Genomic DNA, 12,190 nt, shown 5'->3' with positions numbered 1-12,190 from the left:
TTTATCCCAAGACGTGGTACGCCAAAGTCGGCCGGGGTGTCTTGGGCTCACAGCTGCGCAAATGCTTGGCAAGTAACTTCCCGTCGTCCGCTAACAGCTTGGCCGCTCGGTAGAGTCCGGTCATCGGATAGCCATAGGATGCGTCGCTGGTGATCCGATCGAGCATGTCGGCGGCATCTTGCAGCCCGTTGGCATGCGCGTGGAATTGCAGCGGTTTGAAGTAGGGGGAGAACCCGTTAAATCCATCGCGACGGTCCGAGGGGTTCATCAATATGTCTTCCACGGTAAGCCTGCCGATATGTTCGATTTCTTCTGCCTCGAGCGACGAAGCATCGATGCCAGCGCGACGTGCGGCGTCATATCCGATGTCGTAGAAGGTCGCCTCGACTGAGCCCGGAAAATATCTCTCGCCATCGACCAGCAGCGACGGAATTCTATGCGCGCGCACCACGTCCTCAACGGACGTGCGTTGGTTAATTTTCAGGCAGACGATGCGTTGCTGGAGTTCGTCTCCGATTTCTGAATTGTCACGATACCGGCGGTTCGGGCACCCCTTCACCGGCCGTAGCATTTCCAGTAATTCGCCGAACGCGGCGCTCTGGGCGTTCGCGCGCAGGAACGGCGTGTGGTCTTGCGGCGAGACCTGCTGAGACGACATCAGGCCCCGGCGCGTAAATCCGCCTGAAATCGGATAGCGAGGGACGGTGTGGCAAGGTTCGGCGAAGTCAGCGCCGTCCTCGGGCGCCCGCTTTGCCACGCGCGTATCGCGCGCCTGATGTGAATGCGACGCCGGCGCACCGCCCTGAGCGTCCATCAAACGGTTTGAAGCGGCGTCGAGATTGTCGGCAATCGATCTTTCGAGTGTCGACGTAGCAACGCCGGGCGCGATCGGCACGATCGTCGGGCCAACGCCGGGAGCGCGTTCAGAGATGGGCGGCCAAAAGAAGTTCGCGGTATCCATATCGATCCTCCGAAAAAGATCGAATGATGTTGCCTCGCGCTGAAGGCGGCTATCGTCGCCGAACGTGCTAGTTGCGCAATTGCGCCGTGGTCGCGCCGCGCCCGTCTTATGCGTTGCCCGCGACGATGCTCGCCCGGTGATACGGCGTGCCGCCATACTCGGCTGGGCCGTGGATCGTCTCGACACGTTCGATATGCCACGGCACCGGCTGTGCAAAGCGCGGGCCCGCATAGGCAAACGTATGGAACTCGCCGTTTTCGCCGCACGCATCGACGTTAGACGGCAAGTCGGCCAGCAACGCCTCGTCGTATTCCCGGCCGACAAATTCCGGCCCGAGATAGCGGCCGTCGACACACACGATCACCGCGCGGTATCCCAGCGAAATGAATTCGTTAGCGAGTACCAGACGCTCGCGCTGCCACAACGGCAGTACCGCCGTCATGCCCGCCGCTGCGCAGACTTTCTCTTCCCAATCGCGATGCGGCTGCAAATCGATGTCACCGAATAAACCGTGCGTGATGCCTTCTGCCCGCATCGCTTGCAAACGCGCAACGAATTCGGCTTCGTAACCCTTCCAGCCCGCTTGCCCGATGTCGAGGGCGATGCCCAGCGCATCGGCCTGCGCCTGCATCAACTCGCGCGGCAAGCCGTGCGAGCGCGAACTGTCGCCCGTCTCGTCGAACATCGCGAGCAAACGGCGTACGTCGAAATGCGGTGCACCGGACGCATCGCAGGACAGCTCGTGATGCAGGGCAAGGCACGAGTCCTTGCCACCGCTCCAGGAAAAGAAGGCGGGCGTGGGCATGGTGGTGAATTCACACGATCAAAAGCAAAGCGGACCCCGCAGGGTCCGCCAGTAATACTTGCAGGGTGTCGAGCGAATCGGAAGATTGTGCCGTCACCCGCATGACGTCGCCCGCTTAGTGCGAGCGAATCATCGTGCCGAACGGTTGCTCGGTCAGAATTTCGAGCAGCACCGAGTGTTCGATACGGCCATCGACGATGTGCACCGACTTCACGCCGCTCTTGGCCGCGTCGAGCGCCGACGAAATCTTCGGCAGCATGCCGCCCGAGATCGTGCCATCGGCAAACAGTTCGTCGATTTCGCGCGCCGACAGGTCGGTGAGCAGATTGCCTTCGCGATCCATCACGCCCGGAATGTTGGTCATCATCACCAGCTTTTCGGCGCCGAGTACCGTGGCGAGCTTGCCCGCCACGAGGTCGGCGTTGATGTTGTACGCCTGACCGTCTTCGCCCACGCCGATCGGCGAGATCACCGGGATGAAAGCGTCGTCTTGCAGCGCACGCACCACGGCCGGGTTGATCGAGTCGACTTCGCCGACGAAACCGATGTCGATGAACTGACCGGCGTTCTCACGATCCGGCATGAGCATCTTGCGGGCGTTGATCAGACCGCCGTCCTTGCCGGTGAGACCCACCGCCTGGCCGCCGTATTGGTTGATCAGCATCACGATGTCCTGCTGGACTTCGCCGCCGAGCACCCATTCGACCACTTCCATGGTCTCTTCATCCGTGACACGCATGCCCTGAATGAAGGTGCCCTGCTTGCCGATCTTCTTGAGCGCCTGGTCGATCTGCGGGCCGCCGCCGTGCACCACGACGGGGTTGATCCCCACGAGCTTGAGCAAAATGACGTCGCGCGCGAAGCCCTGTTTCAGGCGCTCCTCGGTCATCGCGTTGCCGCCGTATTTGATCACCACGGTCTTACCGTGATATTTGCGGATGTACGGCATCGCCTCGGCCAAAATCTCGGCTTTGAGAGCGGGTGCGATGTCGTCGATGGAATTCATTTGCAGATCGGACATGGCGGGAACGTTTTCGCAGGTGGACCAGAAACACGGCGCATTGTACAGCCAAGAAGCCCGTGCGTGCTGGGCTTTGCCGGGTTTTGGAAGGGCAATTCGCTTGCGTCGGTGCGGGCGCGCCAGTACCCTTCGGCACGGCTCGGGCAGTAACCGCAAATGCGGTCAATTCGGCCCCGTGACCGGGCTACGGCGTCATCCGCGTATCACCCCTTTCACTTGACCGAAGACGCCCTCTGACGCCCGATTTTTCCCGATCGTCTTCCAATGTCCGTCTCAAGGGCGTTTAATCGGCCATCGTCGGGCGCTCTGTGGCGAACGGGTGACAGCGCGGCCGCTGTTGCAGTTGTGCAACTTAGCTAAGGTTAAAGAGGGCGCGCGGCGGGAACGACAGGGGTGGCTTCTCACAGGCTGGAAATGAAGGCACCGCAGGCTGACCAGGCTGACTTATTGGAGGATCGAACAGCGATGGATGGGGAAGTGAAGAAGCCTGCGGGCGGTAGCGCCACCCGCTGCCCGCAATGCGGCGGCGAGGTGTCGTGCGGCGCGCAGGGGATGGTGGCGGGCGCGGCCGAGGCGGCTGATGCGGCAGGCGTGACCTGCTGGTGCCTCGACTGGCCGCACCTACCGGCCTCGGCACGAGTGGGCGTCGGCGCGTGCCTATGCCCCGCCTGTCTTCGTGCCGCGCTGCTTGCGGCGGGCGTTGCGCTCAAGGGCACGCCCGCCGATCTGCCCTGAGCCGGGCTGCCGCCCCGGCGGAATGCCACGCGGTGCCGGTGAACCGACACCACCGCCCGCGCGATTGCCGCCACCCGCGCCGCCCACGCCGCGAAACATCAGCTTCTGCCGGGTACCGAGCGACTTGTTCGCCATGGCGCGGCTTACTGGCTATGCGAACCGTGTGCCATCCCCGGCATGGCGCTCATCGCACCGCCCGCGGGAGGGGCCGCCGCCGTCAGGTCGCGCACCTGAACTTGCACCTGCTGCTCCGTCTTCTTGTGATCGGCGCTCTCGAAGCGCAGCGTGACCGGCACGGTGTCGCCCTTCTTCAGTTGCGCCTTCAGGGCGTTGAGCATGATGTGATAGCTGCCCGGCTTGAGCTGCACCGGCTGATTGGCAGGCAACGGCAAACCGTTCGGCAGCGCCCGCATCTTCATCAGCGTGCCTTCGAGCTTCATCTCGTGCACTTCGGCCGTGGCCGCCGCCGGGGTACTCACCCCCACGAGCGTGGTGGCCTGATGCGATTGCAACGTCATGAAGACGCCGGTGGCGGTCTGCCCCGGCACGGTGCCGCGCGCCCATGCGTCGGAGACGTCGACCTGCGCAAAGGCCGATGCGCTCGCCAAGGCCAGAGCGGCAGCCACCCAAATCTTGTGTTTCATGCAAACTCCTTTTGGTTGTCGGCCGGAAGTCACCGGCCTTGTATCGCATGAGGCGCTGCGCGACGATGTGCCGCACAGGACGTGGACAATCATTGTAGTCGCGGCCTGCCGACGATGTCGTCACGCCTATGTAATACGCGGAATTTCGGCGTGCGGCAGAGTGTCGCAGCGCCCAGGCCTGCCGGACGGCCGGTGAGCCGCTCTTGGTACACTTGTCGGATGACTCATTTCCCTATCGAGCGAACCAACGTCGTTCAGCTTTTCTGGCTGCGCTGTCTGGCTATCGTCGGCCAGTTGGCCACTATCGGTGTCGCACAACTCTGGCTCGGTGTGCGTCTGCCGCTCGAACCGATGCTCACCATCGTGGCGCTCGAAGTGCTGTTCAATGTGCTGACCTGGATTCGGGCGCGACGCGGCGTGGAGCGCGCCAAGCGGCGCACCGATCTCGATCTAATGGGGCAATTGCTGGTCGATCTGGCCGCGCTCACCGCGCTGCTATTCTTCTCGGGCGGTGCCACCAACCCGTTCGTCTCGCTGTTCCTGCCCGGCTTGGCCATCGCCGCCGCCGTGCTGCCGTGGCGCAACGCGTCGCAACTCGCCTTGCTCTCGCTCGTGGCCTACGGTGCCCTGAACTTCCAATACGTACCGCTCGACCTCGCCGACCCGGGCAACCTGCTGCGGCTGCACCTCGCCGGGATGTGGGTCAACTTCGTGGTGAGCGTGCTGGTGATCGCGTGGTTCGTGTCGCGCATGTCGCGTGCCCTGCGCGCGCGTGACGCCCAACTGGCACGCGCGGAACAACGGCTGCTGCGCGATGAGCGCATGGCCGCGCTCGGCGCACAAGCGGCGAGTGTCGCGCATGAACTCGGCACGCCGCTCTCGACCATGGCCGTCGTTGTCGGTGAGCTACGCAGCGAAAGCGTGGGCAGTGCCGCGCTCAAACCGTTCGAACCCGATTTGCAAACGCTGGAGCAACAGATCGCGCTGTGCAAGAGCGCCATCGGTCACGTGCAGATGCGCGCGGCCGCCCCGGTGCGTCAGGCGCTCGCGGAATGGCTGCCGGCCTTCACGACGCAATGGCGATTGCGGCACCCCCAGGTGCTGTTTCAATTGCACGTGCCGCCGCAACTGACGGCACGCATCGAAGACACCGTGCAAGTCGGCCAGATTCTGACCATCCTGCTCGATAACGCCGCGTACTTCAGCCCATCGTCGGTCACGCTCGACGTGGCCGTGGCCCCCGACGATTTGCGCTTCACCGTCTGCGACGAGGGCCCCGGCATGAGCGCCGAGCTACGCACGCGGCTGGGCAACTCGCCCGTCATGAGCACGCACGGCGGGCACGGCATGGGCCTATATCTCGCCTTCGCCAGCGCACAGCGTCTCGGCGGTGACATCATCCTTACCCCCAACACGCCGCAAGGCACGCGCGCCGAGCTGCGCCTGCCGATGGCCACCTTCTTCTTCGGCTCGCGGAGTCAGACATGAACGCCTCCCACTTTCTTCTCATCGACGACGACGTCGTCTTCGCCGAAACGCTGGCACGCGCCCTCACCCGCCGCGGCTACGACGTGCAAATTGCCGGTGACGGTGCGGCTGCGCTGCTCGCCGCACGCACGCGCCAGTTCGATCTGATTTCGGTCGATCTGCATCTGGGCCACGATTCGGGTTTGCCGCTCATTGCGCCCCTACGCGCCTTGCAACCGAAAGCCCGCATGCTGGTGCTGACGGGTTACGCCAGCATCGCCACGGCCGTGCAGGCGGTGAAGGACGGCGCCGATAACTATCTCGCGAAGCCCGCCAACGCCGACACGATCCTCGCCTCGCTGCGTAACGACGCGAGCGAGACGCAGGCCGACGAAGCGATCGAGAACCCCTCGCCGCTGTCGGTTGCCCGGCTGGAGTGGGAGCACATCCAACGTGTGCTCGCCGAGCACAACGGCAACATCTCGGCGACCGCTCGCGCGCTGAACATGCATCGCCGCACGCTGCAACGCAAACTGCTCAAACGGCCGGTCAAACAGTAAGCAATGTCACCGGCAGCGCGTTCATCGCATGCCGGTTGTCCGAGCGGCCGAATAGCCATTCCTAGCGCCGCCTCGGACAGATCCGAAAATCCTCTCCGAGCCCATTCAAAGGCTTCGCAGCGCGCATTTCGAAGCGCAATATCAGCACTCCTTATTTAGCCGAGAACGAACGCCGCCGAGCGCTTGCGCGGGCGCGTTACGTTATTGGGACGGAGAGCTGATATGCCGCAACCCTGGATCGCTTCGCATCACGCGCGCGGACGGATTTCGCGCAACACCGCGTCACAACGTGCAGCGCCTGGGCGTGGCGAGCGTCGGCGGGCGCGGCATTCGAACCGATCCAGAGACTCGCCGACGCACACCATAGTGGCGTTAAGTCCGTTACACCCGTTGAGCCCGTTAAGCCGACGCGACGGCTTTACCGGCGCTCATGCGACGAATATCGGCAGCCGGGCGGCGACATCGAGACATCCGTCGAGTCGGCACGCTGCCCAACTGCCACCGAGTTCACGCAACGTCCCCCCGGTACTTGCCGGAATCTCGTTCCTCACGGCCTTCGCCGCGGTGCTAGTCGCGGTCGACGCCTATGGCGCGAATTCCACCACGTCGCTAGCCGATTCGCGCTCCGGCGACAATTTCTTTGCCCTCGCGCGCCCCGGGCGACTGGGATATCCCGATGATGATTCCACGGTCGTGCAGCCGTTCCCCGCGTCTACCAGTTCCGATGCCATCGCCGTCGTCGACGGGGATTTGAACCCGCCGCTGAGCACGACCCAGTGGCCGACGGCGGTGTTCAGGCCGGTGTCACAATCCACACGCACACCAGAAGCCATTTTCGAGAGCCTTAACGGCACCGAGCGATGGCGGCGGCAGGTCACTTATTCGCGCCCATTTGTTGCCAGCGAGTTACTTGACGCATCGTTAGTTACTGCGCGTCTACAGGCCGAGTTGCAGGACGCGCTTCGTGTCGCGGGGATCACAGAACCGCAAACGCAACGTAGCGTCTACAGCGTTGCAGTACATCGGTGGGAACGCGAACTCAGACAGCCCTTGCTGCTTTCCGATTTGATCGTTGACGACAGGGGCAATTCGCTCCCGGCACTTAACCTCACGCGCTTGGCGGCACACCGCCCGCTACCGCTCGACATCCTTCGCATCGTGCACTTTCGTCATGGGGCATCCATGCAGGACGTCGTGTCGGACGATTACCGCTTAAACAGCACACGCAACGACCCACTCACGACGGAGGCCGCGCTGTTGTACGAACGCGTTTCATTGACGGTACCCTTGGATCCGGAAACCCCGGTCGACGTCGTGGTTCAGCAGTTCATATCAGCGCTTGAGCAACATGTCGGCATACTGCGGGCCGGATACCTTTTGCTGCCCCCCTCGGCACCTGCGGAACTAGGCCCGTGGTTCGACGGCATGGCGGTACGCGATGCGCAAGACCAGACGGTCGCTGCGTTAGCAAGCGCACTAGTAAAAAACACGACGCGCATCGACAATTTGCGAGCGCAATGCATTGACGAACGCATTGATTGGGCGCTGCCCGCCAGCGACGCTTCTCCCGAAACGACACGCGACGGCATCGAGACACTGCTCAGCGTTCGCTTGGCAGAGCTCGCCGAGAATACGGACTATCCGTTTGGTACGCCGCTTCAGTCGATGGCAACCATCCTGATGCGGCTGGGTCCGGCACACGGCATCGAAGCGACAGGCCTGCACAACGCCAGCGTCTTGGTCAAGAATTTCAACCGTCTCGCCGCCGACTGGAAGCATCAAAAGTCCTGGCCCGTCGACCCGCTGTTGGTGAGTGCCGCCCATATGCTCACGGCGAGTACGCCTTCGGATGCGATGGGGAATGCCACGGCATTGCACACATTACTGGCGAATGAGGCGAGTGGAGCGGATGGGGAAAACGCAACGAGCGCAACCCGGCAACAACAACTCACCCAGCTTTGGGAGCGGTTCGAGCAACGCCTTCGCGCGTACGATCCGTTGCCCGTTTTCAACGAAACCCGTGCGGCCGAGCAGATACTGCTACGGTTCGGATTTAACTCCACCGATTTGAGCCAGCCAGTGCGAGCGACACTTCACGTCGGGCCACCATCGCGAGTGGGGGTCGGCGCGACTCTCGCCACCCCAGTCAAACATTGCCTTGGCTCCGTTAAGACACGCATTCCGCTCTACTTCCTTGGGCCTCCCCTTCGGCGAATTGACTGTTTCACGTTCATGGAAAATGCGTTGGATCGATTCAACAAGCGCCTGCAAACGCGCGCCGAGATGCCCGCCAAGATCGATGAGCTCATTCGACTTGCTGGTGTCAAGAACTCGCCGGAGATCCGCGCGTCGGCCGTGAAGCTCATTGTCACCGTGAACAATCTCAGCGCCCGTGCCGAGTCGCTCGATCCACCGGACTGGCTGCTGTTCATCGAAGACGTCCGCGATTTTCTCCAACGTCTTACGATTGCGGAGCCGATGTTTTACGTTGCCGAACAGGTGAAGCAAAATAACTGGCGCGCCGTCGCTGAAATGGTGCCGTTTCTGGTGCCCGCATGGGAGACTGGCGAAGGTATCGCGCGGCGTAACTTCACCGAATTCCGCGAAGGAGTCATCGGCCTGGGTGTCGATGCATTCATGGCCTGCCTGACCCACACGTCACAACGTTTTCTAACGCGGAACATGGAACGGGCCTTTGCCGAGACGATGCGCATGCCCCCCTCCCACCGATCGGCGATGTCGATGCTCGACATGCTCTCAGAGCCGCTAGCCGATCACGGCTCGGACGCGAGAACGACAGATATCTCGTTGGCAAACTTCGATTTTCTCTCTCAAGACGCCATCTCAGCGTCGTCCGAACCTCGTGCTTCGGGCATCGACCCGTACGACGTCTTTGTCGATCCTGCGCAATTGCCGGAGAACGTCCGGCGACTACCGTCGATTAAGCGAGTGGACGAAAGACCACGGCGCACGACGCGAGACGAACCATCGTTCGAACTCATCTTCAACGAAGATATCAAGATCTTCGCCGCGCAAACACCGCCCCTCGAGCCGAACGTCCCATCACCGCCACATACCCATCTCTCACCCGTGGCACTTGGGCAGCAGCCCACGGTGGTCGATATCAAGCGATGGATCGAAGGGTCGCGCCGGGCCTCACTCACCGAAGTGCTGCGCATCGTCCACGACTACGTCTCGGCGCCCGCCCCGTTGACCGGGCGCGTGCTGTCGGAGTTGATAACGAGTACTTCGGACGCGGGGAATGCGGTGATTGCTCGGCTCGAAGCGTTAGCCGAGAAGTCACCCACCTTTCGCGCGATCATCGACAGGTCGTCGTTGCCGGAGAATGGGCAGCCGTGGAAGCTCGAAGTTGTCGAGGGATTCGATCCCAAAGTGCAGCCCGATGCTGGTCGGATATGGATATGCACAGACGAGGAGTTTGGCCGTAAGCAGTACCAGACACAATCGGGCACGACCCCGTTTTCGCCCGAGCGCGGATGGTTGCATGAGTGCCTTCACGCACTGACCGATCTCGATGACCCCGTAGACGCCACCCAGCATCGGGGGGCGATCGTGTATCTCACCGATCGCATCGGTTTCGAAGCAGGCTGGCGCTACGAGGAGCGTGTTATCTACCGGTCATCGTCATCGTCGGGCAGCTCCGTGAAGTCGCCCGAGCACTCGCATCCCAGCGGAGGAGATGGCCCGGTCGAGCCCGTTTCGGACGACGTCGTCGCACGCATGCACGACGAAAACCGATACCTCGATCGTATGCTCGACCGGCAAATGAACTTACGCCCCTCGACGCACGCCCTCACTCAGGAGGTGACTTCGCGCGCCACCGTAGCGGATGGCTTGCGATTGGAGCAGACCTTGCGATTCGAGCGACTTTGGGTGACCTCGCAGCGGAGTCCGCTAACGAGTCCAGACTTACATGCGCCGGGAAGATTGCTGGGTGCCAATGCAGATCTAACCGACGTTTCGCAACGCCTCATCTCGCGCAGCCGCTTGTTTCGCTTTCTCTATCAGCGCTGGGCGTCCGGCGATAACGTGGGCGCTTGGCGCATCGTGGCCCGCGCGGAATCGGAGATGCCCTGCTCGAGCGGAGCATCGACCCGCGCGCCGTGGCGTATTAACCGCGCATTGGGCGAGATTGAAATGCACTCTGGGCCGGTGTACTACCTTTCGAGCTCGGGGCCGCGGTACATGACGATGACGCATCGCACGGTAGGTGCCCTCACGGAATTGATTACGGGCGACTTACGCATCCGGCCCGTCGAGGACGCGACAGTCGAACGCGGATTGCGCGTCGTGCTCGAGAACGCACTGATGCAACATGCCGACGACAACGTTCGGATCTCGTCCGCCTACGCGCGCGAGCCCAGCGCGTTGCTCGAATACACCACACGCGCCAACCGAATCGCGCAAATCGAAGATCGCGAACTACGCGACTTGCTCCGTATGCTCAAATTTTCCTGAACGGCAAAAGAAAACGGCCCCGCGAGGGGCCGTTACTCACATCAGACTTACCGACGTCTGCAATTACAGCACGTAACGCGACAAGTCTTCGTTCTGCGCCACTTCACCCAGCGACTCGTTCACGTAAGCCGCGTCGATGGTGACGACCTGATTGGCCTGCTTGCCGGCGTTGTACGAAATGTCTTCAAGCAGCTTTTCAATGACGGTGTAAAGACGACGTGCCCCGATGTTTTCCGTCTTCTCGTTCACCGAAAATGCGATCTCAGCGAGACGCTTGATACCGTCTTGCGCGAATTCGAGCGCCACATCTTCCGTCGCGAGCAGGGCTTGATATTGCTTCACCAGGCTTGCGTCGGTTTGCGTAAGAATCGACTCGAAGTCTTCGACCGACAGCGAATCGAGTTCGACGCGGATCGGGAAACGGCCTTGCAATTCCGGAATCAGATCGCTCGGCTTGGCCAGATGGAAGGCACCGCTCGCAATGAACAGGATGTGATCCGTCTTGATCATGCCGAACTTCGTGCTTACCGTCGTGCCTTCGACCAGCGGCAGCAAGTCGCGCTGCACACCCTGACGCGACACGTCGCCGCCGCCCACTTCGCTGCGCGTGGCGATCTTGTCGATTTCGTCGAGGAACACGATACCGTTCTGCTCGACGTTACGCAGGGCCAATTGCTTGACCTCTTCGTCGTTGAGCATCTTCGACGCTTCTTCGTCGGTCAGCACCTTGAGCGCGTCCTTGATCTTGAGCTTCTGGCGCTTTTTGCGCTGGTTGCCCAGATTAGCGAACATGCCCTTGATCTGCTCGGTCATCTCTTCCATGCCCGGCGGGCCCATGATCTCCATGCCCTGCGCCGGAATCTCGACTTCGAGCTCGACTTCCTTGTCATCGAGTGCACCTTCGCGCAGACGCTTGCGGAACGTCTGACGCGTGGCGTTATCTTCGGTGCTGGCTTCCGGCTCATGCGAGACCGAACCGAAACGGATATCACGCGAGGACTCGCGGCCCGTCGGCAACAGCAGATCGAGAATGCGGTCCTCGGCACGGTCTTCGGCCTTGGTACGCACCTTCTTCATTTCGGCTTCGCGCGTCTGCTTGATGGCGATTTCCGCCAGATCACGCACGATACTGTCCACGTCGCGGCCCACATAGCCCACTTCGGTGAACTTGGTCGCTTCAACCTTGATGAACGGCGCATCGGCCAGCTTGGCCAGACGGCGGGCAATCTCGGTCTTGCCCACGCCGGTCGGGCCGATCATCAGAATGTTCTTCGGCGTGATTTCCTGACGCAGCGGGTCGGCGACCTGCTGACGGCGCCAGCGGTTACGCAATGCCACCGCGACGGCCTTCTTGGCCTTGTTCTGGCCGATGATGTGTTTGTCGAGTTCGGAAACGATCTCGGAGGGGGTCATATGGGTCATGACGTTCGCCAAATTAGAGGTTCGATCAGGGTGACGCCCGGCCGGTCATACCCCGGCCGGCAAGTCACGTCGCAGGAGTCCACCTGCTGCGGCGTG

General features: G+C 62.0%; 9 protein-coding genes. 4 read left to right on the top strand and 5 right to left on the bottom strand.

All coding sequences use genetic code 11. The features are described 5' to 3' along the window. Position 1 precedes the first annotated feature (1 nt). From PPN31114_RS11640 to argB, 3 genes are all read right to left on the bottom strand, one after another. Positions 2–961, bottom strand: coding sequence for a hypothetical protein (locus PPN31114_RS11640; RefSeq protein WP_150679660.1), 960 nt, complete (start codon positions 959–961; stop codon positions 2–4). Between the two features lie 106 nt (positions 962–1,067). Further along, positions 1,068–1,766, bottom strand: a complete 699-nt coding sequence (locus tag PPN31114_RS11635; protein ID WP_150679659.1) for a Dph6-related ATP pyrophosphatase — start codon at positions 1,764–1,766, stop codon at positions 1,068–1,070. A gap of 115 nt (positions 1,767–1,881) precedes the next feature. After that, positions 1,882–2,772, bottom strand: a complete 891-nt coding sequence (argB, locus tag PPN31114_RS11630; protein ID WP_150680375.1) for an acetylglutamate kinase — start codon at positions 2,770–2,772, stop codon at positions 1,882–1,884. Positions 2,773–3,252: 480 nt separating this feature from the next. On the opposite strand from argB, the gene PPN31114_RS11625 reads away from it, so the two are divergent. Further along, positions 3,253–3,522 carry a hypothetical protein gene (locus PPN31114_RS11625; RefSeq protein ID WP_150679658.1) on the top strand — a complete coding sequence of 90 codons (270 nt, stop codon included), beginning with the start codon at positions 3,253–3,255 and terminating at the stop codon, positions 3,520–3,522. Between the two features lie 143 nt (positions 3,523–3,665). Here PPN31114_RS11625 and PPN31114_RS11620 read toward each other — a convergent pair whose 3' ends face one another. Further along, positions 3,666–4,166, bottom strand: coding sequence for a copper chaperone PCu(A)C (locus PPN31114_RS11620; protein ID WP_150679657.1), 501 nt, complete (start codon positions 4,164–4,166; stop codon positions 3,666–3,668). Between the two features lie 219 nt (positions 4,167–4,385). Here PPN31114_RS11620 and PPN31114_RS11615 point away from each other — a divergent pair, with 219 nt between their 5' ends. The 3 genes from PPN31114_RS11615 (at position 4,386) to PPN31114_RS11605 (ending at position 10,672) form a co-directional block, all read left to right on the top strand. Next, positions 4,386–5,654 (top strand): ATP-binding protein, encoded by a 1,269-nt coding sequence (locus PPN31114_RS11615; protein WP_150679656.1) that lies wholly within the window; start codon positions 4,386–4,388, stop codon positions 5,652–5,654. Then, on the top strand, positions 5,651–6,193 hold the full coding sequence (locus tag PPN31114_RS11610) for a response regulator transcription factor (protein WP_150679655.1): 543 nt from the start codon (positions 5,651–5,653) through the stop codon (positions 6,191–6,193). Before PPN31114_RS11615 ends, PPN31114_RS11610 begins: the two co-directional genes overlap by 4 nt. A gap of 222 nt (positions 6,194–6,415) precedes the next feature. Then, positions 6,416–10,672, top strand: a complete 4,257-nt coding sequence (locus tag PPN31114_RS11605; RefSeq protein WP_150679654.1) for a hypothetical protein — start codon at positions 6,416–6,418, stop codon at positions 10,670–10,672. 63 nt (positions 10,673–10,735) lie between these two features. On the opposite strand, the gene hslU is transcribed toward PPN31114_RS11605, so the two are convergent. After that, on the bottom strand, positions 10,736–12,094 hold the full coding sequence (hslU, locus tag PPN31114_RS11600) for an ATP-dependent protease ATPase subunit HslU (protein WP_150679653.1): 1,359 nt from the start codon (positions 12,092–12,094) through the stop codon (positions 10,736–10,738). Positions 12,095–12,190 lie beyond the last annotated feature (96 nt).

The organism is Pandoraea pneumonica (genome assembly GCF_902459645.1).
Taxonomy (GTDB): Bacteria; Pseudomonadota; Gammaproteobacteria; order Burkholderiales; family Burkholderiaceae; genus Pandoraea; species Pandoraea pneumonica.
Note: the sequence above shows the minus strand (reverse complement) of the source record. Positions and strands in the feature narration are given on the sequence as shown.